The 26542-nt window shown below is 70.6% G+C and carries 28 protein-coding genes; 10 read left to right on the top strand and 18 right to left on the bottom strand.

Translation table 11 applies throughout. The annotated features are described in order from the left end of the window. Window positions 1-1124 precede the first annotated feature (1124 nt). Entirely contained in the window at window positions 1125-2549 is a 1425-nt protein-coding gene (locus HDA39_RS33765; RefSeq protein WP_184802143.1) for a glycerophosphodiester phosphodiesterase family protein, read from the top strand. On the opposite strand, the gene HDA39_RS33760 is transcribed toward HDA39_RS33765, so the two are convergent. The 11 genes from HDA39_RS33760 to HDA39_RS33710 all read right to left on the bottom strand — a co-directional run bounded on the left by HDA39_RS33760 (window position 2533) and on the right by HDA39_RS33710 (window position 15921). Beyond that, window positions 2533-2820, bottom strand: a complete 288-nt coding sequence (locus HDA39_RS33760) for a hypothetical protein (RefSeq protein ID WP_184802141.1) — start codon at window positions 2818-2820, stop codon at window positions 2533-2535. The genes HDA39_RS33765 and HDA39_RS33760 overlap by 17 nt on opposite strands. Window positions 2821-2830: 10 nt before the next feature. After that, entirely contained in the window at window positions 2831-3976 is a 1146-nt protein-coding gene (locus HDA39_RS33755) for a VWA domain-containing protein (protein WP_184802139.1), read from the bottom strand. Next, window positions 3976-6144 (bottom strand): DUF5682 family protein, encoded by a 2169-nt coding sequence (locus HDA39_RS33750; protein WP_184802137.1) that lies wholly within the window; start codon window positions 6142-6144, stop codon window positions 3976-3978. Before HDA39_RS33750 ends, HDA39_RS33755 begins: the two co-directional genes overlap by 1 nt. Then, complete coding sequence (locus HDA39_RS33745) at window positions 6144-7226, bottom strand: ATP-binding protein (RefSeq protein ID WP_184802136.1); 1083 nt, start codon at window positions 7224-7226, stop codon at window positions 6144-6146. The genes HDA39_RS33750 and HDA39_RS33745 overlap by 1 nt, the downstream gene beginning before the upstream one ends. Further along, window positions 7223-8614 carry a DUF5691 domain-containing protein gene (locus HDA39_RS33740; RefSeq protein ID WP_184802134.1) on the bottom strand — a complete coding sequence of 464 codons (1392 nt, stop codon included), beginning with the start codon at window positions 8612-8614 and terminating at the stop codon, window positions 7223-7225. The genes HDA39_RS33745 and HDA39_RS33740 overlap by 4 nt, the downstream gene beginning before the upstream one ends. Before the next feature lie 28 nt (window positions 8615-8642). Further along, on the bottom strand, window positions 8643-9950 hold the full coding sequence (locus HDA39_RS33735) for an SWIM zinc finger family protein (RefSeq protein ID WP_184802132.1): 1308 nt from the start codon (window positions 9948-9950) through the stop codon (window positions 8643-8645). Between the two features lie 58 nt (window positions 9951-10008). Next, window positions 10009-12498, bottom strand: a complete 2490-nt coding sequence (locus tag HDA39_RS41950) for an MDR family MFS transporter (RefSeq protein ID WP_238356211.1) — start codon at window positions 12496-12498, stop codon at window positions 10009-10011. Window positions 12499-12770: 272 nt separating this feature from the next. Further along, complete coding sequence (locus HDA39_RS33725) at window positions 12771-12977, bottom strand: DUF3072 domain-containing protein (protein WP_184802130.1); 207 nt, start codon at window positions 12975-12977, stop codon at window positions 12771-12773. Between the two features lie 226 nt (window positions 12978-13203). Beyond that, window positions 13204-14097 (bottom strand): SDR family oxidoreductase, encoded by an 894-nt coding sequence (locus tag HDA39_RS33720; protein ID WP_184802128.1) that lies wholly within the window; start codon window positions 14095-14097, stop codon window positions 13204-13206. Window positions 14098-14133: 36 nt separating this feature from the next. Beyond that, window positions 14134-14874, bottom strand: coding sequence for an SDR family oxidoreductase (locus HDA39_RS33715; RefSeq protein WP_184802126.1), 741 nt, complete (start codon window positions 14872-14874; stop codon window positions 14134-14136). A gap of 111 nt (window positions 14875-14985) precedes the next feature. Continuing rightward, window positions 14986-15921, bottom strand: coding sequence for a LysR substrate-binding domain-containing protein (locus HDA39_RS33710; RefSeq protein WP_184802124.1), 936 nt, complete (start codon window positions 15919-15921; stop codon window positions 14986-14988). Between the two features lie 58 nt (window positions 15922-15979). Between HDA39_RS33710 and HDA39_RS33705 the strand changes: the two genes are divergently transcribed. Beyond that, on the top strand, window positions 15980-17062 hold the full coding sequence (locus HDA39_RS33705; protein ID WP_184802123.1) for a serine hydrolase domain-containing protein: 1083 nt from the start codon (window positions 15980-15982) through the stop codon (window positions 17060-17062). Here HDA39_RS33705 and HDA39_RS33700 read toward each other — a convergent pair whose 3' ends face one another. Then, window positions 17063-17236, bottom strand: coding sequence for a hypothetical protein (locus HDA39_RS33700; RefSeq protein ID WP_238356210.1), 174 nt, complete (start codon window positions 17234-17236; stop codon window positions 17063-17065). 272 nt (window positions 17237-17508) lie between these two features. Beyond that, window positions 17509-17880 carry a glyoxalase superfamily protein gene (locus HDA39_RS33695; protein WP_184802121.1) on the bottom strand — a complete coding sequence of 124 codons (372 nt, stop codon included), beginning with the start codon at window positions 17878-17880 and terminating at the stop codon, window positions 17509-17511. Between the two features lie 133 nt (window positions 17881-18013). On the opposite strand from HDA39_RS33695, the gene HDA39_RS33690 reads away from it, so the two are divergent. The 3 genes from HDA39_RS33690 to HDA39_RS33680 are packed head-to-tail and all read left to right on the top strand — an operon-like array spanning window position 18014 to window position 19169. Then, window positions 18014-18457 (top strand): phage holin family protein, encoded by a 444-nt coding sequence (locus HDA39_RS33690; protein ID WP_184802120.1) that lies wholly within the window; start codon window positions 18014-18016, stop codon window positions 18455-18457. Then, on the top strand, window positions 18454-18897 hold the full coding sequence (locus HDA39_RS33685; protein ID WP_184802119.1) for a DUF3618 domain-containing protein: 444 nt from the start codon (window positions 18454-18456) through the stop codon (window positions 18895-18897). The genes HDA39_RS33690 and HDA39_RS33685 overlap by 4 nt, the downstream gene beginning before the upstream one ends. Further along, on the top strand, window positions 18894-19169 hold the full coding sequence (locus tag HDA39_RS33680) for a DUF4235 domain-containing protein (RefSeq protein ID WP_184802118.1): 276 nt from the start codon (window positions 18894-18896) through the stop codon (window positions 19167-19169). Before HDA39_RS33685 ends, HDA39_RS33680 begins: the two co-directional genes overlap by 4 nt. A 189-nt stretch (window positions 19170-19358) precedes the next feature. Here HDA39_RS33680 and HDA39_RS33675 read toward each other — a convergent pair whose 3' ends face one another. Further along, entirely contained in the window at window positions 19359-20099 is a 741-nt protein-coding gene (locus tag HDA39_RS33675; RefSeq protein WP_184802117.1) for a class I SAM-dependent methyltransferase, read from the bottom strand. Between the two features lie 92 nt (window positions 20100-20191). Between HDA39_RS33675 and HDA39_RS33670 the strand changes: the two genes are divergently transcribed. From HDA39_RS33670 to HDA39_RS33660, 3 genes are all read left to right on the top strand, one after another. Then, entirely contained in the window at window positions 20192-21064 is an 873-nt protein-coding gene (locus tag HDA39_RS33670; protein WP_184802116.1) for a LysR family transcriptional regulator, read from the top strand. Window positions 21065-21219: 155 nt separating this feature from the next. After that, window positions 21220-22044, top strand: a complete 825-nt coding sequence (locus tag HDA39_RS33665; protein WP_184802115.1) for a SigB/SigF/SigG family RNA polymerase sigma factor — start codon at window positions 21220-21222, stop codon at window positions 22042-22044. A 77-nt stretch (window positions 22045-22121) separates the two neighbouring features. Further along, window positions 22122-22631 (top strand): DNA polymerase ligase N-terminal domain-containing protein, encoded by a 510-nt coding sequence (locus HDA39_RS33660; RefSeq protein WP_184802113.1) that lies wholly within the window; start codon window positions 22122-22124, stop codon window positions 22629-22631. On the opposite strand, the gene HDA39_RS33655 is transcribed toward HDA39_RS33660, so the two are convergent. After that, window positions 22632-23276 carry a nitroreductase family protein gene (locus HDA39_RS33655; protein WP_337926011.1) on the bottom strand — a complete coding sequence of 215 codons (645 nt, stop codon included), beginning with the start codon at window positions 23274-23276 and terminating at the stop codon, window positions 22632-22634. A gap of 38 nt (window positions 23277-23314) precedes the next feature. On the opposite strand from HDA39_RS33655, the gene HDA39_RS33650 reads away from it, so the two are divergent. Beyond that, entirely contained in the window at window positions 23315-23935 is a 621-nt protein-coding gene (locus HDA39_RS33650) for an L-threonylcarbamoyladenylate synthase (RefSeq protein ID WP_184802111.1), read from the top strand. A gap of 3 nt (window positions 23936-23938) precedes the next feature. Here the strand turns inward: HDA39_RS33650 and HDA39_RS43510 are convergent, their stop codons facing one another. From HDA39_RS43510 to HDA39_RS33640, 3 genes are all read right to left on the bottom strand, one after another. After that, on the bottom strand, window positions 23939-24064 hold the full coding sequence (locus HDA39_RS43510) for a hypothetical protein (protein WP_273482641.1): 126 nt from the start codon (window positions 24062-24064) through the stop codon (window positions 23939-23941). 90 nt (window positions 24065-24154) lie between these two features. Then, window positions 24155-24784, bottom strand: coding sequence for a class F sortase (locus tag HDA39_RS33645; RefSeq protein ID WP_238356209.1), 630 nt, complete (start codon window positions 24782-24784; stop codon window positions 24155-24157). 8 nt (window positions 24785-24792) lie between these two features. Then, window positions 24793-25578, bottom strand: a complete 786-nt coding sequence (locus HDA39_RS33640) for a DUF4397 domain-containing protein (RefSeq protein ID WP_337926010.1) — start codon at window positions 25576-25578, stop codon at window positions 24793-24795. A gap of 243 nt (window positions 25579-25821) precedes the next feature. On the opposite strand from HDA39_RS33640, the gene HDA39_RS33635 reads away from it, so the two are divergent. Continuing rightward, complete coding sequence (locus HDA39_RS33635; RefSeq protein WP_184802107.1) at window positions 25822-26532, top strand: hypothetical protein; 711 nt, start codon at window positions 25822-25824, stop codon at window positions 26530-26532. The last annotated feature ends 10 nt before the right edge of the window (window positions 26533-26542 follow it).

Raw genomic sequence — 26542 nt, 5'->3', positions numbered from 1 at the left:
GTACGACGGCGCCAAGGCGCCGCCCCTCGGCCGTCCCGGACACCAGATGGTCCACCCGCGGCACATCCCGGTCCTGGCGGCACCCTCGACGTACACCCCGCCGCGCGCGCCGAGGTGCCGACCCTCGGCGGTCGCCAACCCTCCGCTTTCCTTCCCTCCGGCCGCCGCGACCTCAACCCCCACCAACCTCCCCGGCCGCATCCGCACCCACCCCAACCACCGCGGGCAGCACCAGCAAGCCAGCCCGTACCGCGGCGCCGAGGCCGGGCACCCAGCCGCCACGGCCAGCACCAACAAGCCAGCCGGTACGACGGCGCCGAGGCGCCGTCCCTCGGCGGCCGCCAACCCTCCGCTCTCCTTCCCTCCGGCCGCCGCGACCTCAACCCCCACCAACCTCCCCGGCCGCATCCGCACCCACCCGACCACCGCGGCCGGCACCAGCAAGCCAGCCGGTACGGCGACGCGAGGCGCCGAGGCGCCGGCCTTTGGCGATCGTCAGCAGCCGGATCCGGCCGGTCGCCACGCCTTCGGCTCGGGCGGTAGTGCAGAGGAGAAACCGAATGGTTCCTGGCCGCCACCGGCACTCCCCTTCCTTCCCTCCGGCCGCCGCGACCTCAGCCCCACCAACCTCCCCGGCCGCATACGCACCCACCCCAACCACCGCGGGCAGCACCAACAAGCCAGCCCGTACAGCGGCGCCGAGGCCGGGCGCCCAGCCACCGCGGCCGGCACCAGCAATGCAGCCGATACGGCGGCGCCGTGGCGCCGGGCCTCGGCGGTCGGCAACCCTCCGCCTTCCTTCCCTCCGGCCGCCGCGACCTCAGCCTCCACCAACCTCCCCGGCCGCATACCTACCCACCTCGACCACCGCGGCCGGCACCAGCAAGACAGCCGATACGGCGGCGCCGTGGCGCCGGGCCTCGGCGGTCGGCAACCCTCCGCCTTCCTTCCCTCCGGCCGCCGCGACCTCAGCCCCACCAACCTCCCCGGCCGCATACGCACCCACCCCGACCACCGCGTCGTCGTACTGGAGCCACCAGATGAGCCGACCAGGTGGTCCGCCCGCGGCGACAGTTCGTCCCGCGTTCCCGGGGGCGCTACTCGGCAGTGCTTGAGTGCGCCGCATGCGCGCGCACTGGAAGACCATAGCCACCGTCCTCACCACCGCCGCGGCTGTCGCCGCCTCCGCCCTCGCCGTCCCCTGGCTCTCCACCCGCGACGACCAACCAGCCGGCCGGCCCACTGGGATCGCCGAGATCCGGGAGCAGTACCTGGATCCGCGCGGACCGGTGATGGTCGTCGCGCACCGCGGGTACTGGCGGGGCGCGCCGGAGAACTCGCTGGCGGCAGTCGAGCTGGCGATTCGCAAAGGCGCCGAGGTGGTCGAGATCGACGTGCAGCGGACGGCCGACGGGGAACTCGTACTGATGCACGACACGACCGTCGACCGCACCACTGACGGCCGCGGCGCGGTGTCCTCGTTGACGCTCGCGCAGGTCCGCGCGCTCAAGCTGCGCACCGGGCTCGGGGGCGCGCAGGCTCCCGTGACCGAGCACCAGGTGCCGACGCTCGCGGAGGCGCTGCGGGTGGTGAAGGGCCGCGCGCTGATCAACCTCGACAAGGGGTGGGCGTTCCGCGACCAGGAGTACGACCTGCTGACCGCGACCGGCACGCTCGACCACGCGATCTTCAAGTCGTCGGCGCCGGTCGCCGAGGTCGAGCAGTTCCTCGCCCGCGACCCGCGGATCCTCTACAGCCACGTCGTCGACGACGCGAACGCGAGCAGCCTCGGCGCGTTCGCCCGCCGGCTTCCGTCGTACGAGCTGGTGTTCGACCGGCTGACCGACGCGCAGATCCAGCCGGCCGCCGTGGCCGCGGTCGCGAAGGCGAGCCGGATCTGGATCAACACGATGTGGTACGGACTGGCCGCCGGGTCCACCGACGAGAAGTCGCTGATCGACCCGAAACTCGGCTGGGCGGCCGTCGTCGACCGGCACCAGGGCGACATGATCCAGACCGACGACCAGGAGCAACTCATCTCCTGGCTGCACTCCGGCGACCGCAACCACGACCGCAAGACCTGGCCCGAGCTCCCGCGCGACACCGTCCGCGTCCAGGCCGAGGACTACTCGACCGACGGCAAGGGCGTCGGTTACTCCGACCAGGACGACGAGAACCGCGGCGGCGCGATCGCCCGCCCGTACGAGGGCGTCGACGTCTGCGACCAGGCCGGCGCGGTCGCGGTCTGCTGGATCCGGGGCGGCGAGTGGATCAAGTACGCCGTCGACGTACCGCGCACCGGCACCTACGCGATCGCCGCCCGGGTCTCCTCGCCGTACCACCCGGCCGGCCGGATCACCGTTGCCCTCGACAACAAAGAGAGCGCGCCGGCCGATCTCGTCACGACCACCTCGCACAACGCGTTCACGCTCCAGCCGGTGACGACGCAACGCCTCACCAAGGGCCGCCACGAGCTGGTCGTCCGGGTCGACGCCACGGCGTACCAGAACTTCAACCTCGACTACCTGCAGCTCACGCGAAAGGGCTGAGCACACCCTCCTCGGCGACGACCAGCGAGTCGATCGCGGCGAAGAAGGCGGCGATCCCGGGCAGGTTCGGGCCCTTCGCGCTGCTCGCGGCGTAGTCCTCGCTGGTCTCCCACTCGACGATGTCGAGCCACTCGTCGTTCGCGAGCTGCACGAGGCGCGCGGACCGGAAGCCCTTCCGGTCCGCCGCGAAGTCGGCGAGCATCGCCGGGCGGGCGGCCAGCAGGTCGTCACGCCGGGCCGCCTTGAAGCGGGTCAGTTCCACAGCAGTCATGGGAAGCAGTTTAGAGATTCGTGGAAGCCCACTGGTCGAGGTCCTCCTTCCTGATGGCCGCGGCCATCAGGTCGGGAAAGAGATCCGGGGTGCAGGCGAACGTGGGAATCCCCAGGTCGGCGAACGCGGCGGCGTTGTCGGCGTCGTACGACGGAGCGCCGGAGTCGGCCAGCGCGAGGAGAGCGACCACCTGCACACCGGACTCGACCAGCGACCGTGCCCGCCGCATCAGCTCCTCGCGGTTGCCGCCCTCGTACAGGTCACTGATCAGCACGACCACGGTCTCGGCCGGCCGCGCGACGAGCGTCTCGCAGTACGCGAGCGCCCGGTTGATGTCCGTCCCGCCACCCAGCTGCGTCCCGAACAGCACGTCGACCGGATCCTCGAGCTGGTCGGTCAGATCCACGACGGCGGTGTCGAAGACGACCAAACTGGTCCGCAGCGACCGCAACGACCCCAGGACGGCGCCGAACACGCTCGCGTAGACGACCGACTCGGCCATCGAGCCGGACTGGTCGATCGCCAGCACGATGTCGCGCTGGACGCTGTGGTTGCGCCGCGCGTACCCGACCAGCCGGTCCGGGACGATCGTGCCCAGCGCGGGCGAGAAGTGCTTGAGGTTGAGCCGGATCGTCCGGTCCCAGTCGATGTCGGCGTGCCGCGGCCGGCCGGTCCTCCCGGCCCGGTCGAGCGCTCCGGTGACGGCCGCCCGGGTCCGCTCGGCGAGCCGCTTCTCCAGGTCGGCCACCACTCGGCCGACGACCTCGCGCGCGGTCTGCTTGGTCTCCTCGGGCATCACCTCGTTCAGCGCGAGCAGCGTGCTGACCAGGTGGACGTCGGGCTCGACCGCGTTCAGCAGCTCGGGTTCCATCAGCATCCGGGTGATCCCGAGCCGCTCGACCGCGTCGCGTTGCATCACCTGGACGACCGACGAAGGGAAGTACCCGCGGATGTCGCCCAGCCACCGGGCCACCCGGGGCGCCGACGACCCGAGCCCGGACGATCGCTTGGTCCCCGGCTCACCGCGCTCCGCGTCGTACAGGGCCGCCAGCGCCGCATCGACGGACTGGTCCGCCTTCGACAACGAGGTCCCCGTCTCCGGGTCCGCCTCGCTGCCGAGGACCATCCGCCACCGGCGCAGCCGTTCGTCGTCCATCACACCCCCAGCAATCGCGCCACGGTCGGCAGCACCGACGCGGCCAGCTCGGCGTCCAGATCGTCGTCCACGGCAACGACTTGTACGGCGCCGCCCAGCGCCTGCGCGCGCTCGCCGATCGACCGCCGTTCCGGCTTCGCGAACGTCCCGAATGTCCTGCGCAGCAAGGGCAGAACCTCCAGGAACGCCTCGTCCGGAATCCCCGACAACCACCCGTCCACCAGCCCGAGCAACCGCTCGTCGTGCACCAGCAGCAATCCACCGCCGACGAGGAAGCCCTCGACGTACCCAGCAGCTTCGCCGGTGGGCGTTCCCGGCGACAGCGCCCGTCCCAACCGCAGCGCGACCTCGCCCGACTCCACCCGCGACGTGTCGAGCATCAAGCGCGTCAACCGACCACCGATCAACGGCGGCACCGACGCCCGGTCACTCAAACCCTCCAGCGTCCGCAGCCAGAGCTCGCGCGACTCCTCCGAAAGCAACGCCGTCGCATCCTGTACGCCGTCGATCAGCTCCAGCACCGACGCCGCAGCATCCGGATCCAACCCGTGCACTGTCCGCCCCAGGCCGGCGCACACCCGAGCCACCATCCGCTCGGCGACGGCGCCCAGCCCGGCCGTGTCACTTCCCCGTACGTCGCCGTAGCGCGCCGACCGGGCCAAGGCGGGCAACGCGGCCATCAGGTGCCCGACATCCGCGTCCTTCGCCGCACGGGTGTCGACTCCCGCCAGCAAGGCGGGCAGCGCCTCGGCGAGATCCGCCAGCAACGAGCGCTCGAGCGCCGCCGTCACCTCGGCCAGCGTGGACGACTCCGACGCGGCCGCGAGCATGACGGTCGTCGCCGCCCCGACCACCGTCGTACCGTGGGCTCCCGCCGCGACCAGGTCGACCTCGAGCCCCGGATCCCACGCCAGCTTCCACATCTCCCGAAACGTGCCCTGCGCCCGCCGGTCGTCCGAGGTCGGCAACCCCCAGGAGATCCCGAGAATCCGCAACCGGTGCAGCAGATGCGATTTGTCCCGATCGTTCTCCTTGCGCAGATCCAGGTCGATCACCCGCTCGGCCGGGTCCCGCTTGAGCCGCAGCCGCCGAGCCTGCGCCGCGAGATCCGCTGCCACCGGCGCCTGCGGCGTATCGCCCGGCACGGTCCCGAGCAGTTCCCCGACGACCGCTTCCCGCGTCACCAGATCCAGCAGTACGTCGTTCCCGCCACACAGTACGGCGCGCGTCGCCTCGGTCATCTCGCTCAGCCCGGCCAGCGGCCGTTCCCTCAACGCAGCAAGGGTTTCCGCCAGCCGGACCGCCTCGATCACATGCGCGCTCGACACCGGCAAGTCCTCGTCGCGCAGCACCCGGGCGACCTTGGTCAGCCAGCGCGTGGTGATCTGGTCGGGCGCTGTGAACAGGTGGTGGTACCAGCCCGGCGACGTCACGCCGGCGCCATACCCGCTCGCGTTGGCCAGCCGGCTGTGCGTCCACGGCACCCAGGTGCAGGCCACTTTGCGTTTCGGAAGACCCTTCAGGATCCGCGCGTCATGAGTTGCCGGAGGCAACGGCAAGCTCAACGCCGGCACGTGCCACGCACCACAGACCACGGCGATCCGTTCGAAGCCCTCCTTGATCGCCTTGCGCATCGTCTGCCGCATGTACGCCTCGCGCTGCGCCTCCCGGCCGGTCGCCTGCTCGTCGTGGCGCAGCTCGCCCATCGCCTCCGCGATCACCGTGAACGGCTCGGCGCCGTCGCGGCGGTGCTCGATCACGTCGTCCCACCAGCGTTCGGGATCGTCGTACCCACCGGCCGCGGCCAGCGTCGCCAGCGGGTCGATCGACGACCCGCGCTCGCGCTCCGACGACCCGAACATCAGCGCGGCCGGCAGATCGCAGAACCGCACCGGTACGCCGCCGGCCAGCGCGAACCGGATCGCCTGCCACTCCGGGCTGAACACCGCGAACGGCCAGAACGCGGCGCGCGTCGAGTCGTCGACGGCGTACGCCAGGAGCGCGACCGGCGGCACCATCTCCGGGTCTGCGGCCAGCTCGACCACCTTGTCGGCCTCGGGCGGACCCTCGATCAGCACGAGGTCCGGCTGCAGGTCGGCCAGGGCAGCCACCAGCGCCCGGGCCGACCCCGGTCCGTGGTGCCTGATGCCGAACAGGTGGACAGACATCAGCTCAGGTCCCGGCACGCCCGGTAGAAGTCCGACCAGCCGTCGCGCTCGCGGACGACGGTCTCCAGGTACTCCGCCCAGACCACGCGGTCGGCCGAGGGGTCCTTCACCACCGCGCCGAGGATGCCGCCGGCGACGTCGTACGAGCGCAGGACGCCGTCGCCGAAGTGAGCGGCCAACGCGAGACCACCGGTGACCACGCTGATCGCCTCGGCCGTGGAGAGCGTCCCCGACGGGGACTTGACCGCGGTCCGGCCGTCCTCGGTCCGGCCCGAGCGCAGCTCGCGGAACACCGTGACGACGCGGCGGATCTCGTCCAGCGCGCTGTCCTGCGGCGGCAGCTCGAGCGAGGCGCCGAGCTGCGCGACCCGGCGGGAAACGATCTCGACCTCGTCGTCGGCGGAGTCCGGCAGCGGCAGGACGACGGTGTTGAACCGGCGCCGCAACGCGCTCGACAGTTCGTTCACGCCCTTGTCCCGGTCGTTCGCGGTGGCGATCACGTTGAAGCCCTTGCGGGCCTGGATCTCGCCGGCCAGCTCGGGGATCGGCAGCGACTTCTCCGACAGGATCGTGATCAGCGCGTCCTGGACGTCGGACGGCATCCGGGTCAGCTCCTCGATCCGGGCGATCTTCGCCTCGGCCATCGCGCGCTGCACCGGGCTCGGGACCAGCGCGGCCTCGCTCGGGCCCTGGGCGATCAGCTGCGCGTAGTTCCAGCCGTAGCGGATCGCCTCCTCCGCCGTACCGGCCGTGCCCTGGACGAGCAGCGTCGAGTCACCACAGATCGCCGCGGCCAGGTGCTCGCTGACCCACGTCTTCGCCGTACCCGGTACGCCGAGCAGCAGCAGCGCCCGGTCGGTCGCGAGCGTGGCGACGGCGACCTCGATCAGGCGGCGCGGGCCGACGTACTTGGGCGTGATCTCGGTGTCGCCGGCCTGCCCGCCGAGCAGGTAGGTGACCACGGCCGCCGGCGACAGCTGCCAGGCCGGCGGACGCACCCGGTCGTCCGTCGCCACCAGCGCAGCCAGCTCGTCGGCGTACTCGTCCTCGGCGTGCGGCCGCATCACTGCTGTGCTGGTCATGACAACTCCTCGTACATCTCACGACGGAAAATCAGGGTCTCGACGAGCCGCAACCGCCAGGTGTCTTCCTCGCCGGTCGGCTCGCGGGTGATCGGATGGTTCAGGACCTCAGGCGGTACGGCGCGCGCCGCGGTGCTGGCCAGGCGTGCCCAGCTGCGGTGGGTACCGGCCTTGGCGAGCAGGTCGAGCACCAGTACGGCGACCGGCTCCGGCCACGGGACCGGCAGGCCGCCGACCAGCTCGGACAGGTCGATGGTGGTCCGCAGGTGCTCGATCGCCTGGGGTAGCTCGGCTTCCGGGAGGACGCGCAGCAGCTCGCCGGTCCGGCCGTCGGTCGCGGCGTTGCTCAGCAGGAGGGCACGGGCCCAGTCGGCGTTCTGGTCGCGGACTGCCGCTTCGGCCCAGGCTGTTTGGAGCACCTCGGCGGCTACGCCTTCCACTGGTAGCTGCAGGGTGGCCGGGTTTGGCAGAGGAGCCGCGGCGACCAACTGCTTCAGCCAACCGGCCCGGCGACCGAGGCCGGGGTGCGCTTGTGGGTCGATGCCGTCGCGCTCCATCGCTTTGGTGACGCGCTCCGGCAGCGTCACTGCCAGCACGCCCTGCGACTCGATCAAGTACGCCGCCACGCGCTCAGCCATCCGCGCGCCGTACTGCGAGCCTGCGATCCGTGCCAGCAGCTCGGCCGCCAGGCGCCGGACCTCCTTGGCCCGGTCGTCGAGTGCCTGCTCCAGGAACTCCTCGTCGGCCTTGCTCACCTTGACCTTGAGCACCCCGAGAGACTCCAACCGGGTGGCCGCTGTCTCCGTCGGCCAGACCTCGCGCAGCGCCTCCAACGCAGCCGCTGGATCCTTCGCACGCAACCGCCTGAACCACGCTCTCCGCTGGAGCGCGTTGCCGTGAGTCCACAACTGCGGGTCATCGCTGACCGCCTCGTGCAGGAACCGCCACTCCGGATTCAGCTCAGCCAGCCAGGCCGCCCGGCGCCCCGCGGCGGCGATCACCAGCGGCCGGTACTCCGCGCGGCTCTTCGCGTAGTCGGCCAACGCGGGCAGGTGCTCGGGTGGGATCCCCCAACCCTTGGCGTCCGCGATCCGCAACCACTCGCCCAGCGCTGCCGACTGGAATCCCGTCAGCATGGCCGCCAACCGCCGAATCGCGTTGGATCGTGGCAACGGGCGGTCCTCGCCTCGAGCTTCGGTCAGGGGCTCGATCCCCTGCAGGGGAAGGCGTCCCGCGCGTTTGTAGAGCGTCGCCAACGCGGCCGCATCCAGCAGCCCGGCGTCATCGGACAGCTGTTGCTGGATCGCCGGAGGCAGGCCCTCAAACCCCGGCGGCCGCCGATCGGTCCCCAGCAAAGCGGAGGACACCAGGCCGTCCCAGCCCCTCATCTCCCCATCTCCATCCGTCGGACGGCTCTCACACCATCACCGGCCGGTCGGCGTCCCAGGCCGTCATCGGGCGGAAGCCGGCGCGGTTCCACTCGCCGGCGACCGTCACGGGTGCGCCTGCTGAGACGGCCAAAAGCTTCCACGGATCGAAGGTCGGGAGGACCTCCAGCGCGCCGTCGGCATCCACCAGCGCCCACGTCGAACCGTTGCGGGCCGGGCGGACATCCTGGAGGACCAGCGGCCAGCGCTCGTTCCACGGGTCTGCGGTCAGCGACTCCACGTACGCGGCGAGAGCCTGGTGGGTGGACAGGCCTGACGGCTTGGTGCCGGGGAGGCGGGGGGCGGTCTGGGTGAGCAGGGCGCGAAGAGGGAGGGCGCCTGGATAGAAGGACAAGACGGCGGGGACGACCTCACCGGGGCGGGCGGGGAGCGGGTCCAGGCGGCGACCTGCGGGGGCGAAGGCGAGGATGAGGGCGAGGCGGCCAGTCGTTGCCCCGCGCAACCAAAGTCGTCGTACGGTCAACCGGTCGTCGGGCTCCACCACGCGCCCGAGCACCAGCCAGTCGTCCTCGACCTTCTCCCCCTCGGCCTGCACCCGCGCCGTCTCGACCGTCCAGCCGATCCGCGTCTGCACGGTCTCCGCCATCGACGGCGGTAGCTCCGCCAGCCGCCCGTGCGCCGACACCGTCAGGTGGATCAGCGCCAGCTCCTCCAACAGCTCGCCCGGCCACCCGTGCCCGCGCCCGACCACCCCAGCGGCACGCCGTACGGCGCCTGCAACCCCCGGAGCCTGCGCGTCGACCATCCGAGCAGCCAGCCGACTCAGCTCCTCGTACCCCCGCTGCTCGAAGCCGCTGAGCCCCCGCCGTACCTGGTCGTCCAGCCAGCTCTCCAGCTCGGCCATACCCGCCGACACCCGGTCAGCCCGTCGCGACGCGCGCGCCTGAGCCGCCAGCGGGTCGGCGACCTCGCCAGGCTTCTTCTCGGCCCGCTCGGCCGCCTTCTCCGCGCGGCTGCTCCGCTCGGCCAGCCACTTGTCGACCCACTCCGGCTCCTCTGTCGCAGGCAGCCCGCCAGCCGCCCAGAGCAGCATCAACCCCAGCGAGTGCTTGCACGGGAACTTCCGGCTCGGACAGGTGCACTTGAACGCCGGACCGCTCAGGTCAACGGATGTCTGGTACGGCGACTTGCCGCTGCCCTGGCAGTACCCCCACAGCGCGCCCTCCGAGCTACCGGCCTCGGACCACTTCGCCACCCGAGCCTGCGCCTGCCCGGCCTTGGCGGACGCAGGATCAGACGCCAGCGCGAGCACCTGCTCCACATCCCAAGGCCCCACAACACTCCCCGCTCTCGCCTACGTCTCCAACGAGAGCATGCCACCCACCAACGACACCTCAGCCAAAGGCCTCCTGCTCGGACTCGTACCGACTCGGATACCCGTTCTCAGCCCGCTGCCCGTTGAACGGACTGGTGGGCGGGGTGGTGGGCGCGATCGCCGCCGAGGCGACCGGCTGCGCCGGCGCCGGCGCGGTCGCCGGGGCCGGAGCGGTCGCCGACACCGGAACCTGCACCGGGGTGATCGGCTGCGCGGGGGCGGTCGGCGAGGCCGGAGCGGTCGCCTGCACCGGAGCGAACGTCGGTACCGGGGCTTTCGGCTGCGCCGCCTGAGCGACAGGCGAAGCGGTCGGCGCCGTCGCCGAGGCCGACGTTGTCGCTGGGGGCTGGGCGAGCGGCGGGGCGGTTGGCGCGGGCGGTGGGGGTGGGGTGTCCGACAGGCCGTCGCGGACTGCGCTCAGTAGCTGCTGCTCGACTGCTTGCAGGCCGGCGATCCGTTGGCGGATCGCTTGCTCCTCGGTCCGCGCGGCCGACAGGAGCTCGTCGGCCTCGGTCTTTGCCGTCTCGCGCAGGTGGTCAGCGGTCCGCTGGCTCGCGCTGAGGACGCTCAGCTCGTACCGGCGCAGCTCGTCCACCCACGCGCCGTCCTGCGGCTGCCCGTTCAGGACCGGTGCCATCGGGTGCTCGCTGTCGACGGTCGGCAGCGTCCGCTCCAGGTCGGCGATCTGCTGGTCGACCCGCGTGAACAGGTCGGCCACGTTCGTCCGCATCTGGCGGATCACGGTCGCCGCCGCGGCGACCCGCTCGTTGGCCTCCCGCTCCCGCTCGAGCGCGGTCCGCTCGGCCGAGGTGATCACCCCGAGCGCCACCAGCGCGTCCCGCTCCGCGTCGTCAGCCGGCTCCGGGACCACACCTGTCGATGCCGCACCCGGCGCCGCCGCAGCCGCCAGGTCAGCACCCGCACCGGCCCCCGCGTCCGCGCCTTCACCATCCCCGGTCATCGCAACAGTCCGCCGCAGCGGTACCTCGCGGATAAACAGCACTGCCAACAAACTGACCACCCCAGCCGCCGCCGCGATCAGGAAGATTCGTCCGGTCGCGTCGCCGTACGCATGTCGCACCACCTCCGCCAACTGCGGGGGCAGCGAGCCCACATCGAGCACACTCGTCCCAGAGCCATCCTGCAGCGCTCGGCCAGCAGCAGCGCCGTCCGGGCCGAGTGAACGCAGGTTGCTCGCGATCAGTTCGGTCACCCGGCTCGCAAGCACCGCGCCCAGGACCGAGACGCCGACCGCGCCGCCGAGGCTGCGGAAGAACGTGACGGACGCACTGGCCGCGCCGACCTGGCTGACGTCGACCGTGTTCTGTACGGCGAGCACCAGGTTCTGCATCAGCATCCCCATGCCGATGCCCATCGCACCCATCCCCACCGCCAGGTACCAGTACGCCGTCGTGTGGTCGATCGTCCCGAGCACCCCCAGACCACCGATCAGCAGCAGCCCGCCGAGTACGAGGTACCGCTTCCACTTCCCGTACCGCGTGATCATCTGCCCCGCGCCGACCGACCCGAAGAACGAGCCGAGCATCATCGGGATCGTCAGCAGCCCGGACTCGGTCGCGCTGTAGCCGCGCGCGATCTGGAAGTACTGGCCGAGGAACACCGCGCTGCCGAACATCGCGAGCCCGACCGCCAGGCTGGCCACGATCGCGAGGGCGGTGGTCCGCTCCCGGACGACGGACAGCGGGACGAGCGGCTCCTTCGCGCGGGTCTCGACGATCACCGCGAGGAGCGCGAGCACCGCCGTACCGCCGAGGTAGTACGCCGTCTCGCGCGACCACCACGGGAAGTGCGAGCCGGCGAACGAGACCCAGACCAGCGGCAGGCTGGCCGCGCCGCTGATCAGGATCGCGCCGAGGTAGTCCATCCGCACCTTGCGCTTGACCAGCGGGAGGTGCAGGTACCGCTGCAGCACGATCAGGCTGATCACCGCGAGCGGTACGCAGACGTAGAAGCACCAGCGCCAGCCGAGCCAGCTGGTGTCGACGATGACGCCGCCGAGCAGCGGCCCGCTCACCGTGGCGACGGCGACGACGGCCCCCATGTAGCCGGAGTACCGGCCGCGGTCGCGCGGCGGGATCGCGGCGCCGATGATCGCCTGCGCCAGCGCCATCAGGCCGCCCATCGCGAGCCCCTGCAGGACCCGGGCGCCGATCAGGAACGGCACGTTGTGCGCCATCCCGGCCAGCGCCGAGCCGACCACGAACAGCACGATCGCGAGCTGGACGAGCAGCTTCTTGCTCATCAGGTCGGACAGCTTGCCCCAGACCGGCGTCGAGACCGTGGTCGCCAGCAGGCTCGCGGTGATCACCCAGGTGTACTGCGTCTGGCTGCCCTCGAGGTCCGCGATGATCGTCGGCAGCGCGTTGCTGACGATCGTCGAGCTGAGCATCGCGGTGAACAGCGCCGCCAGCAGCCCGACCAGGATCTCGAGGATCTCCCGGTGCGTCAGCTCGGAATCGGCGGCGGGCTTGGCCTCGGTGACAGACATCGGGGTGGATCCGTCCTCACGCAGTCGTTCGGCCGGAGCAGCCGGTCGGGCTGCTCCGGGGCGGAGTACGGCCTCCAGGTCCTCACCCAGGCCTATTTGGTTGCAGTAGGAAACTGTAAGGCAGCTGAGCGTGACAGTGCATGCCGGGTCAGCCACCGGACTGTTCGGCCTGTTCCACGCGTCGGGACCGACGTAACATCCGTTGGCTGTTGAGCGATCAACAGCGGGAAGCTTCGGCGGTGCTGTCAGGGCCCGCCGAAGCTTTCTTCCAGCTAGCTGCCGGCCCCGCGCCCGGTCCGGGCCTGCAACTCGTCGATCAGCTTCGAGGCGTCCGCCTTGCTCAGCCCGTCCGGGACCTGTTCACCGGCCTCCTGCGCGAGCGTGTGCAGGTAGGACTCCTGCGGCCCGGTCATCGGCTCGTCCCCGGTCGTCCAGTCCTCCGGCTCCTTGTCCGGCACGGGATGCACGTCCTGGCTCATCGAATCCTCCTCCGTAGCGTTCTTCGAACACCAGCTCGAATAGCAGGCCTGTACCCCAGCCGTCACGTCCTACACCGAGTAGCCGTACGGCGTTGGCGGTGGTCCTGGGACGCCACCCCTCAGCTACGGCCGCTTGGTCCAAAGCAGCGATCTGACCGGCGACAGCCTCTCGTTCATCCGGCGGGCCAGGACCTGGGCGCGGAAGTCGGACAGGAACGGGCAGGGGTCACGCACTGGTCGGGTGCAGCAGGTCGTCCAGGCCGACGCGGCGCAGGAACTCCGAGCGGACCCGGTCGGCGACCGCGTTGACCACGACGGAGCCGTCGTCGGAGGGGTCGATGTGGACCCGGAACGGCCGGTGGCCCTTCGCGGTGTCGACCACGGTGACGATCGCCTTGGCGACCTCCGCGACGTCCGCCCACTCCGGCTCCAGCTCGCGCAGCTTCTGGCTGACCAGGTCCATCAGCCCGGCGTACCTCGTCTCGTACGCCGCGACGATGTCGATGTCGGCCGGCGTCCCGCTGTGCGCGAAGTGGTTGGTGCCATGGGTGAACGAGCCCGGTACGACGATGGTCGACTCGATCCCGAACCGGGCGACCTCCAGCGCGTAGCTGGCCGCCAGCGCGTCCATGCCCGCCTTCGCAGCGAAGTACGGCGCCAGGTACGGCGGAGTCCCGCCGCGGGTGCTGGAGCTGCCGACCCAGAGCAGCAGACCGTCCTGCTGCTCCCGCAGCTGCGGCAGGGCCGCGCGGTTGAGGCGCTGGGCACCGATCACATTGGTGTCGTACAGACCGGCCAGTTGCTCGGGAGTGAAGGCCTCGGCCGGACCGGTGACCATGTGCCCGGCGTTGTGGACCACGACGTCGAGCTTGCCCTGTTCGGCGAGCACGACCTGGACAGCCTGCCGGGCCGACTCGTCGGAGCTGACGTCCAGCTCGACCGTGCGGAGATCGACGGTGTTGTCCTTGGAGTACTGCGCGGCGGCGGCCCCAGCCGTTGCGTTGCGGCCGGCGACGTCGCGCATTCCGGCGTACACGATGTGGCCGGCGTCGGCCAGAGCGCGGGCGGCGAGGGCGCCGAAACCGCTCGAGGCACCACTGATGAGGATGGTTTTGGACATGGCTGTAGTCCCTTCTGTGCGCGTGGAGGCACCGAGTCAGGCCGCGGATCCACCGTTGGCGTAGATGGTCTGGCCGTTGATCCAGCGACCGGGACCGGCCAGGAAGGCGACCAGTTCCGCGAGGTCCTCGGGCTGTCCTAGGCGCTCGAGCGGCGGCTCGGCGGCGATCCGGTCGATCAGCTCCTGCGGCTTGCCGTCGAGGAACAGCGAGGTCGCGGTCGGGCCGGGGGCGACCGCGTTCACGGTGATGTCACGGCCGCGCAGCTCGCGGGCCAGGATCAGGCTGATCGCGTTGACGGCGCCCTTGGTGGCGGCGTACGCCGAGTAGCCGGGCCGGGCCAGCAGGGTCAGCGAGCTGGAGAAGTTGATGATCGCGCCGCCGTTGCGCAGCCGGCGCGCGGCCTGCTGGTCGACGACGAAGGTGCCGCGGACGTTGACCTTCAGGTGCTCGTCGAGCACGGCCAGGTCGAGGTCCGCCAGCGGCGACAGCTTCATGATGCCGGCCGCGTGCACCACCACGTCGATGCCGCCGAACTCCTTCTCCGCGGCGTCGAACAGGGCGCTGACCGACTGCTCGTCGGACACGTCGGCCTGGACGGCGATCGCCCGGCCACCGGCCAGCTCGACCTCCCTCACGGCTTCCTCGGCCTCGGCCCGGCCACCGCCGTACACGACCACCACGTCGAAGTGGTCCTTGCCCAGGCGGGCCGCGGTCTCGCGGCCGATCCCCCGCGATCCGCCGGTCACGATCGCCACCCGGCTGGTGTTCTCGGTCATCGTCCTGCTCCTTCGAAGTTCTTGGCCTGGTCTTTCGTGGCACCGTCTGCTGACACCAAAAGCTTCGCGCGCCGGATGCATCAAGTCCAACGACTCAACTCGATGAGTGGATCAGTTCTGTTGATCCAGCAGATCGGCGCCGGGCGTCGTACCGGGTGGGAGGTGCAGGTGGGTGACGACCAGCCCGAGCAGCGCCCGGAGCGCGACCGACGGTTTCCGCTTGCGCAGGGTCGCCAGGTAGAGCGACCACTGGAAGTCCTGGCCCTTGACCGGCACCGCGCGGATCGTCTCCTCGTCGGCGATCGCGTAGCCGGGCAGAATGCCCAGACCGACGCCGTGCCGGACGAACTGCACGCCGTTGTCGATGCCCAGCGCCTCGACCACCACCCGCCGCCCGATCCCGGCCGCGTCGAAGATCTGGTCGATCAGCGTCCGGGTGCCGAAGCCGGGCGGGAAGTCCACGAACGCCTCGTCGGCCAGGTCCGCCAGCTCCACCGAACGCCGCCGGGCCAGCCGGTGCCCGGTCGGTACGGCGAGCACCTGCGGCACCTGGAGCAACTCCCAGGCGGTCAGCTCCCGCGGCACACTGCCCGCACCGACGCCCAGAAAGCCGACCTCGATGTCACCGTTGCGCAGCCCGGCGATCACCCCGGCCGATCCTTCGGGCTCCACGCGGAGCTGCAGCTCGACGTTCTGGTGGCGGCGCCGGAACTCGCCCGCCGCGGCCGGCAGGTCGATCAGCCCGAGCCCCGGCAGCAGCCCGACCCGGACCGTGCCACGCATCCCGGCCCCGAGCTCGTCGACGACGTCCCGGGCGCCCTGGACCGCGTCCATCACCGCCAGCGCCTCCGGCAGCAACGCCGTACCGGCCTCGGTCAGAACGACGCGCTGCGCCGACCGCTCGAACAACGTCACCTTCAGGTCGCGCTCCAGCGAGGCGATCGCCGCGCTCACCGCACTCTGTACGACGTGCAGCCGCCGCGCCGCGAGCGTGAAACTCCGCTCGTGCGCCACCGCCACGAAGTACTCCAGCTGCCGAAGCTCCACGCCCAGAGTCTGGCAGCATCCGTGTCGAGAAGGCCGTGACGACTCCGACGGGACGGGTATGAGCAGCTCTCTGCAGCAGACGGTCCAGCGCGCGATCGACGAACTCGTCGCATCCGGCGCGGAGACGGGCCTGCAGGTCGCGGTCCACCGGTACGGCGAACCGGTGGTGGACGCGGTCGCCGGGTTCGCGGACACCGGCCGGCCGATGACCCCGGACACCCCGATCTACAGCGCGTCCACCGGCAAGGGCGTCACCGCGACCCTCGCGAACGTGCTCGTCGCGCGGGGAGTGCTCCGGTACGACGAGCCGATCGCCGAGCTGTGGCCCGAGTTCGCCGCGCACGGGAAGGGCCGGGCGACGCTGCGGCACGTGCTGACGCACTCGGTCGGCGTACCGGCGATTCCGGCGTCGACCACGCTGACGGACCTGACCGACTGGGCGGGGATGACGGCGGCGATCGCGGACAGCGTGCCGTGGTGGGAGCCGGGCACGAAGACGGCGTACCACGCGCAGACGTTCGGTTTCCTGGTCGGCGAGCTCGTACGCCGGGCGACCGGCCGGCCACTCGCGCAGGTGCTGCGGGACGAGCTGACCGGACCGCTCGGAGTCGGCGACGAGGTGTACTTCGGGGTGCCCGCGGACGCGCTCGACCGGGTGGCACGGCTGGACGAACCGGACGGAGTCGACGAGTTCCTGGCTGACCCCGACGAACAGTTGGCGCCGGCGGCGGTGACTCCGCGGGCGGCCTCGATGAACCGCGCCGACGTCCTGGGTGCTGATGTTCCGTCGGCGGCGACCGCTTCGGCGCGCGGGATCGCGACGGTGTACTCCGCACTGCTGGACACCGAACTGATCCCCGCCGAGGTGCGGCGGCAGATCGTCGGCCCGGCGTTCAGCGGGGTCGACGAGGTGTACGGGAATCCCGCGGTCTGGGCGCTGGGCTACGCCTACGGCCGGCTGGGCGCGGCGGCCGAGCAGGCGGCGACGACGTTCGGCATGCCGGGGATGGGTGGCAGCGCCGCCTGGCTGGACCACCGCAGCGGCGTCGCGTTCGCGCTCACCAAGAATCGCTTCGACCCGCGCCAAGCGACAGCGGCGACCGACCTCGGCCAGCTGGTGGCCGCCTGGTCGGGAGCGTAGTTACGGCGTACGGATCTGGTCCTGGTTGACCCAGACGAGGTGGCCGTGGTGGCTGATCAGGATCTCGGGAGCACCGGTGGCCGCCGTACGGCGGGACAGCGCCTCGCCGGCGATCCAGCGGCCGCCGATCCGGACGTGCACGGACTCGGGCCGGGTGGGAGTGACAACAGGCATGGGACCTGACTTCTGAACAGGGGCGGAGACCGGTAGATGACGTCTGGTGGAACGAGGGTGGCGCTGCAGGTCGGGCATGTTCGTCCTCGGGAGGGACCGCAGTCGTCGGCGCTAGGTCACACCGGCTGGCTGCTCAACCAAAGGCCACCCTACAACCGCACCGGGAACCATCCCTAGCGATCATCCGAACTGGTCTTTAAAACAAGGATCTGTAGGAACTCCGGCGAACAATCGGCAGCCGATCACCGGCCGCCGATTGTTTTGGCCAGAAACTATCCCCAGACCGGCAGCTGCTGCAGCGCCCAGGTGTTGCCGTCCGGATCGGCGAAGAACACGAACTTCCCCCACGGGAAGTCCTGGACCTCGCTGACCTCGACGCCCCGCCCGGCCAGTTCGTCCCGGGCGGCCGCCGCGTCGGCGACGACGAGCTGCAGCCCGCGCACCGAGCCCGGCTCGGCCTGGCCCATTCCGGTGCCCAAGGCAATGGAACAGGCCGACCCCGGCGGGGTCAGCTGGACGAAGCGCACCTCGTCGCTGACCTGGTGGTCGTGGTCGGCGACGAAGCCGACCTGCTCGGTGTAGAAGGTCTTCGCCCGGTCCACGTCGCTGACCGGCACCGACACGAGCTCGAGTTTCCAGTCCATCGTGCTTCCCCTCCTCGAAAGTGGTCCCTGACCGGGCAACTTACCGGCCGTGGCGGTCAGCGCCCGGCCGCTTCTGGTTGCCGACCACGGCCTTGGGTACCGGGTCGTCAAGCCGAGATCACGGAGGGCAACCATGACGACGCAGACCCCGGCCGTCCACCCGGACGGTCAACGGACCGGACAGGACGAGCACGTGGGCGCTCTGGTCGCTCAGCTGACCAGCGACGTGAGTCATCTGGTCCGCGACGAGTTGCAGCTGGCCAAGGCCGAGCTCAAGGACAAGGGCAAGGAGGCCGGACTCGGCGTCGGGCTGTTCGGCGGCGCGGGCGCGTTCGCCTTCTACGGTCTGGGCGCGCTGATCGCGACCGCGATCATCGGGCTCTCGTACGCCGTACCGGCCTGGCTCGCGGCGCTGATCGTGACGCTGGTGCTGTTCGCGATCGCCGGTGTCGCCGCCCTGCTGGGCAAGCGGCACGTCAGCCACGCGACGCCGCCGCTGCCGGAGAAGGCCGTTCACGGCGTGCACGACGATCTCGAAGCACTGAAGGGCCACCAGCCGGAAGGGAAGAACGCATGACCACCACGACGCGCCAGACGAAGCCGCGGAAGACCGCCGCCGCCCGGCCCGACGACCTGAGCGAGGTCGAAGCACTCCGGGCCGACCTGGAGATGACTCGCCAGCACTTGGCCGACACCGTGCAGGAGCTGAGTCGCCAGCTGAACGTCCCGCGCCGGATCAAGGACTCCGCGACCAGCGCCGGGCACCGCGCCGTACAGGCTGCCGGGAACGCCAGCCAGCGTGCGAAGGCAACTGCGGGCGACATGGGCGAACGCGCCAAGGCGACCGCGGGCGGCATGGGCGAGCGCGCGAAGCACCTGCCCGAGCAGGCGAAGAACCTTCCGGCCAAGGCGAAGCAGGCTCCGGAGCTCGGCCGCAAGCACCCGAAGGCCGCAGCCGCCGTCGGTGGCGCCGTAGCCCTGGGAGTCGGCGCCTGGATCGTGGGAAGAAGCCGGTGACCACCAAAGCCGTCAAGCTGGCGTACCGCCCGTTCGGCCTGGTCTCCGGCATCGCCGGCGGTCTCGTCGCCGGTGCCATCTTCAAGCAGGTCTGGAAGCGCGTGGCCGACGAGGACGACGCCCCCGACGCCCTGCAGTCGGAGTACCCCTGGCGTCAGCTCCTGCTCGCCGCCGCTCTCCAGGGCGCCCTCTACGCCGTGGTCAAAGCAGTCATCGACCGAGGAGGCGCCAAGGCCTTCGAGCGCTGGACCGGCGAGTGGCCCGGCGACTGATCCAGCTCCGCGAACAGACTGTGGCCCCGCTCGGATGCGAGCGGGGCCACCGTCATTTGTTGCCGGAAGATGAATAGAACAATGCTTTCTGGGCACCAGAAGAGAGCAAGTACTGGTTGCCCAGAGCCCCGGCGTTGAGCAGACAGCGCCGGGGCCGCCACCTCGGTTCGGCGGTCGACCGGTACGACGTCAGGCGCGAACGGCGACGATCAGTGCGTCGTTCCCTCGCCGCCAGACCGCACCGGCCCGTTCGAAGCCGGTCCGCCGGAGCAGGTCGACGTGCCAGCCCTCGCGCTCGAGCAGGTCGCCGTCCCAGTGCGCGAACACCTTCTCCCGCTCCGCCCAGAGCCCCGCGTACGACGGATCGCCGTACGCGCGCTCGTACCACCCGTCGCAGTCCTCCGCATCCGCGAAGGTGGTCCGCAGATGCTCCGCGTGCAACCGGTCCGCCACCGCCCGCAGTACGGGCTCGGCGATCGGCACGTGGTCCGCGTTGGCAAACACCCCGCCCGACCGCAGCACCCGCGCGACCCCGCCGTACACCCCGGCGAGCGCGTCCGGCGGGAACCAGTGCATCGCCGTCGCGGTCACCACCGCGTCGAAACCGGTCGGCAACCCGCGATCCCAGTCCGGTGCGGCCAACTGCCGCTCGACCACCGTCACCCGCTCATCCTGAGCAAACGCATCCCGGGCCAGGTCGAGCAGTACCGGATCGATGTCGACCGCGACCACCTCGGTTTCCGGGAAGCGGTCCAGCACCCGTCGCGTCAGCGACCCCGGCCCGCAGCAGAGGTCGAGGACGCGGCGGGGAGGACCCGCCAGCGCCTCGGCGTACTCGAGGATCATCCGGAACCGAAGCTCACGATCCGGTGCGTGCCCCGCCTGCTGCCGCTCCCAACTGCTCCGCAGTTCCTCACGCTGTGTTGTCATGAGGTTCACGTTCTGCCCTCTAGGCCCTCGACGTCCAAGACGCAAGAGCACTAACGTCACAGCTTCTGGTTATCCCTGCAGGTGAGGAATACATGGACGTCGATCTACGGCTGGTGCGCTACTTCCTGGTGATGGCAGAGGAACTGCACTTCACCGCCGCGGCCCGCCGGTTGTACGTGTCCCAGCCGGCGCTCAGCAATCAGATCCGCCGGCTCGAGAACCAACTAGGAGCGCAGCTGTTCGAGCGGTCCCCGCGCGGTGTCACGCTGACCGCCGCCGGCGACGCTTTCCTGCCCCACGCCCAGAGCGCGCTCGCCGCGATCCGGTCGGGCGTCACGGAGGCCACCGCCGCCGCGGGACGCGACCAGGTCCTGCGGATCGACGTACTGCAGACCGATCTCGTCACGCCCCGCGCGGTTCTGGCCCGGCTGCGCGAACGTCTCCCGTCACTGCGCCTCGAGGTCAGCAGCCGCGGCAGCCGCGAGCAGGAGCAGCGACTGCTCAGCGGCGATCTGGATCTCGCGCTCTGCGGCTCGACGGCTCATCTCGCCGACGGCCTGGTCCAACGGGTGATGCGCCGCGAAGCGCTCGGCATCGCGTTACCGACCGACCACCCGCTCAGCGACGCCGACGCGGTCGCCGTGCGCGAACTGGCCGACGAGGTGCACTACCTTCCGCGCGACGACTTCGCCCCGGAGTGGAACGACTTCGTGCTCGGCTGCTTCCGTACGGCGGGCTTCCAGCCACGCCGCCATCCGGCCAGTACCGACGGGACCAGCTCGGCGCTCGAACTCGTCAAGGCCGGCGAGTGCGTCGCGCTCGGACTGCTCTCGACCCCGGCGCCCGCCGGGGTGGTGGTGAAGCCGCTGGCGGCCGGCGTACCGCCGTACACGTGGACCCTGCGGTGGCGCGACTCCGCGCATCCGCCGACGGCCGCGCTAGGCGTTCTGCGGTCGCTCGACTGAGCGTGTTGCGCCCGTGTCTCGATCCAACGGCTTCGTGTGAGTTCGAGGTCGGATGCATAACTTCGGGATTCATGGGGTAGGAATGACTCACACAGATATTGACCGCGGTCCAGACATGTGCCGCGCCGTGACTCAACGTCGCGAGGTCAAGAATCATGGTTACCGTACTTGCACGCACCACCGTCGACGAGCTGCCGGGCACCGATCCGAAGCAGCGCCGAGATCTGGCCACCAGGGAACTTCTCACCCGCCGGGCCGCAACCACCGACGAGACACTCCAGCGGTCGTTGCTGGAGGAAGCCATCGAGCTGAACCTGGGCATCGCCCACAGCATCGCGAGCCGGTTCCGCGGTCGCGGTGTCGAGGCCGACGACCTGGACCAGGTCGCCTACCTGGGACTGCTGAAGGCGGCTCGTAGCTACCGTCCCGACACGGGGACGCCGTTCCTCGCGTACGCCGTACCGACCATTCGCGGCGAGGTGAAGCGCTACTTCCGCGACTGCTCGTGGACCGTGCGGATCCCCCGCCGGCTGCAGGAGCTGCAGGGGTCGATCGCGAGCGTTCGCCCGCAACTCGTCCAGGACCTGCAGCGCGATCCGACCCTGGAGGAGCTGGCCGAGGCGGTCGGCACCGACGTGGCCGAGATCGAGGCCGCGATCGCCGCCGACGGCTGCTTCTCGGTGCTGTCGCTGGACCGCCCGGTCGACGGCGAGTCGACCGCGAACCTGGCCGACACCATCGCCGACGACGAGGACACCTCGTTCGAGCGCACCGAGGCGGTCGCCGTTCTCGAACCGGTGCTGAACGAGCTCGCCCCGCGTGAGCGCAAGATCCTCGAGCTGCGCTTCATCGAGGGCCACACCCAGGCCGACATCGGCGCCGAGATCGGCGTCAGCCAGATGCAGGTCTCCCGCCTGCTGCGCGGCATTCTCGACAAGCTGCGCGACCAGATCGAGCCGCCGGCCGTCTCGGCCGCCTGAGTACTACTGCTGGGATCCCTCCCCGCGGTGGCCCGCCGTAGAATCGTTCGCGGCGGGCCACACGCGGAGGAGCCTTGATGTCATCGTTGCCTGAGGCACCTGTTTTCGTGGTGCAGCTGCACGATGCGCGGCGCCGCCACTACGACGTACGGCTCGAGGTGGACGGCGTCCTGAAGTCCTGGGCCGTGCCGCTCGGGCCGTCGCTCGACCCGGTCGTGAAGCGGCTGGCGGTCTTCACCACCGACCACGACCTCGAGTACGCGACGTACGAGGGCGTGCACGCCGAGGCCAAGTACGGCAGCGGCGCGGTGATCGTCTGGGACGCCGGCGTCTACACGAACCTCACCCGCGACAAGCAGCGCCGGCTGGTCGAGCCCGGCGCGGCGATCGAGCGCGGGCACCTGAAGTTCCGGCTGAACGGCGTGAAACTCCAAGGAACCTGGGCTTTCACCCGCACGGACCGCGACTGGCTGATGGTGAAGGTCCGCGACGACTCCGCCGACCCGTCACTCGACCTGACCACCACCGAGCCCCGCTCGATCCTCAGCGGCCTCACCATCGAGGAGATGGCCGCTACAGCGCCGTGATCACCAGCTGTCGACGTGGAGGACCTCGTCGAGCGGCTGGCGCGCGGCGGGCTTGAAGTCCGTGCCGATCGTGTACGCCGTGGGGATCAGCACCGTCTGGCGGACGTCCTCGGGAAGCCCGAGCAGCTCCGACACCTCGTCCTCGTACTGCATGTGCAGCGTCGTCCACGCCGTCCCCAGCCCGCGCGCCCGCGCCGCGAGCATGTAGCTCCACGCCGACGGGAGGATCGAACCCCACAGCCCTGCCTGGTTTCCAGCCGGGAGACTCTTCGCCGTCAGGCACGGGATCACCAGCACCGGCACCTGGCCCATCCGCTCGCCCAGGTACGCCACGCTCGACCCGACGCGCTTCTGCACCGGCGCGCGGTCCGGGTCGTCGGCGTACAGGCGTCCGGCCGCACCGGACGACTCCAGGTACTCCGCGACCGCGCGCCGGTAGTACTCACCGATCTGGGCCCGCTTGTCGGCATCGGTGATCACCAGCCAGTGCCACGTCTGCCGGTTGCTGCCCGAGGGCGCCTGCAGCGCGATCTCGATGCACTCGCGGATCAGTTCCATCGGCACCGGCTTGTCCAGGTCCAGCCGCTTGCGCACGGTCCTGGTCGTGGTGAGCAGTTCGTCGGGGGTCAGATCGAGTGTGGTCACCCAGTCAGTTTGTCAGCCGGAGCGCTAGGGTCAGGCCTATGGCGAGGTATTTCGATGTGCATCCGGAGAATCCGCAGAAGCGGGCCATCGGGCAGGTGGTCGACCTGGTGCGCGGCGGTGGGTTGATCGCGTACCCGACGGACTCGTGCTTCGCGCTCGGGTGCGCGCTGGGCAACAAGGACGGGATCGACCGGATCAAGACGATCCGGCAGCTGGACGACCGGCACCACTTCACGCTGGTCTGCCAGGACTTCTCGCAGCTGGGCCAGTTCGTGCACATCAGCAACGCGGTCTTCCGCTCGATCAAGGCGGCCACCCCCGGCAGCTACACGTTCATCCTGCCGGCCACGAAGGAAGTCCCGCGGCGCCTGCTGCACCCGAAGAAGAAGACCGTCGGTGTCCGCATCCCCGACCACGTCGTCGCCCAGGCCCTCGTCGCCGAGCTCGGCGAGCCGCTGCTGTCCAGCACCCTGCTCCTGCCCGACCAGGAGGAGCCGATGACCCAGGGCTGGGAGATCAAGGAAGAGCTCGACAACCAGGTCGACGCGGTCATCGACTCCGGCGAGGCCGGCACCGAACCCACCACGGTGATCGACTTCTCCGAGGACTTCCCCGAGATCGTCCGCATCGGCGCCGGGGACCCCACGCCGTTCGAGTAGGTCCTACAGGTGCGAGGTGATCACGGAGATCGCCAGCGCCAGGCACGCCAGTACGAAGACCAGCAGCCAGCGGGCCCGGCGAGCACTGCGCTCGTCTCCGGGGGCCGGGGGTGCGGTCGGACTTGTCATGTCAACATCATCCACCGGGCCGGAGCGGAGCTGAACACCGGCTCCCCGACTTCAGGGACCACTCCGGGGCGCGGTCAGTGAACTACCTGACTACTTGGCCATCCCCACCGGAACAGCCGTGACCAGCAGGTTCGACTCGTAGCCGCCCCGCGCCGCGTCGTACGCGCCGGTGCACGTGATCAGCGACAGCCGGTGCTCGCCCATTTGATCGAAGGCCCCGCTCCGCGTCGCCAGCGCGTCCTTCGGCACCGACACCACCGAGCTCACCCGGTACGACGCACTGTGCCCGTTTCCGTGCAGCACCACGGTCTCCCCGACCTTGATCCGCAGCAAGCGCGCGAAGTACCCGAGCCCTTCGGTCGCCGAGTCGACGTGCCCGGCCAGTACGACGGCCCCGAACGGATCGCCGGCCTCGGCCCCGCCGTCCCACCACCCGACCCGTCGGACTTCGTCCGGGACCACGAGCCGCCCGCCGACCGTGCTGGCCCGCAGGACAGCGGCCTTCGCGCCCCCCGGCAGCACCACCTCGGCCGGGACGAACCGGATCCGCTGGCTGGCGGCCGGCGTACCGACCCTTGCCGGAGGCACCGATCCGGTCGGCTCGGCGGGCGGCGGCCCCGTGACCGTACCGCCGCCCGCACCGGGACTCGGGACCGCTCCGTCCGACGGTGCGGCGCACCCCTCCAGGGCCACACACAGGATCAGCAGCAGTCCGAGCAAGAACCTCCTCAGCGACGGACCGCCTTCCGGACCGTCACCAGCAAGGCGCACCCGGCCAGCAGCGCCAGCGCGACCAACGGCAGGGACGACGGCTGTTGCTGCATCAGGGCCGCCGCCTGACCACCGGTCCCGGTGTCGACCACGCCGGGCTTGCCCGATCCGCTCTTCGGCAGCCAGACCGTCCCGATCGCCACGTTCATCGTCTTCGAGTTCGGTTCCCCGACGGCGAAGACCCGGGTCAGGTAGCCGGCCTTCACGGTCAGCTCCGCCGGCCCCAGAATGACCGGTCCGGAAGCCCCGGCGGGAACGATCTCGACGGTGTACGTTCCGGCCGGAACGACTACGTCGAGTGATTCTCCGTTCGCCACGTTGGCAAACAGCACCTTCCCGTTCACCCGAATGTCAGCCGGCCCGACCGCGGCCGTGTGCGCGACCCGCAGCGCGGCCTTGTCCTTCGGTACGGCGCTCAGCTTGTTCGGGTAACTGGTGATGACCGGAGTACCGGTCGGCGCGGCCGGCCGGTGGATCACCACGTCCTGATTACTCCCGGCACCGACCGCGACCTGACGGTCGACCAGCGTCTTTCCGTCCGCCACCGCAGTGATCCGGCGCTGCCCGGCCGGGACCGAGAACGGCCCGACCACCTTGGCCGCGGCGACCCCACGCGCCACGACCTTGCCGTCCACCTGGACGTCGACGGACTGCCCGGGGACCCCCTGGACGACGTACAGCATGCCGGCCGGTGCCGCCTCGGCCTGGGTGGCGAGCACCGCCGGGACCGCGGCGACGAGCACCGCGACCGCCAGGGAAACGACCCTCCGACAATGCGGACCGGAAATTCTCGAAATACGTCCGGCCACATTTTCAGGCGTCATGGCAACTGTTCGAAATTGCCTGAACACTTTCCGCTCCCGCATTACCTGCCCCCTCGAAAATTAACCCCTGGGAATGCCGACAAAGCCAATTCCGGCGTATCGTATGCGGAAGTCGATCCGGCCACCAGAGGAAGTGGCCGGGTCCCTTGGGGGCTATCCATCATGTCCGGACGTAGAAAGCTGACCACCGCCCTGCTGATCGTGGGGCTGCTCACAACGACCGCGTGCTCGGCCGAGCTGGCGGGGCCGACTCCACCCAGTCCCGGCCAGCTGCCGGCGGGTGGCGGGGCGGCGCAGGTCCAACCACCACCGGCCAGCGAAGGCCCTGGCCTCACCGCGCCAGGGATCCGGCTCACCGGCGTACCGCGGGGTGACGGCAGTTTCGACGTGACCGAACAGGTCATGTTCCGCACCCCGACCAGCACGATCCAGCTGCAACTGCCGAAGTCGGGTGAGCGGTTGCAGGGTCTGATGGCCCGCACCAAGCCCGAGGTGATCAGTCTGCAGGTCGTGGCCGACGGTGATCTCGTCACAGTGCGCGACACCCAGGTCAAGGCGGCGCGGGACCTGCAACTGGACTCGCCGGCCACCGAGCTGAAGCTGACGTATCGGCTGAGCGGTTCGTCCGCGCGGAGCCTGCCGTCGCGCGCCGGGCGAGCCCTGGCCGCGATCAGCCCGCTCACCGCCGCCACAGACGGCACGCTGCCCACGAACCTCGCCGTGTCGGGCGGTGGCCTGCTGAACGCGATCTGCCCGCTGCTGAAGGAGACGCGGTGCGCCGTGGGTGAGCCGCCGGAGCTGGGGATCCAGCAGGGTCTGCCGGCCGACCGGGCGCTCGCCGTACTGCAGCTGGATCTGCCGATGCAGCCCTGACCGGTCAGCC

The sequence above is a fragment of the Kribbella italica genome, assembly GCF_014205135.1.
Taxonomy (GTDB): Bacteria; Actinomycetota; Actinomycetes; order Propionibacteriales; family Kribbellaceae; genus Kribbella; species Kribbella italica.
Note: the sequence above shows the minus strand (reverse complement) of the source record. Positions and strands in the feature narration are given on the sequence as shown.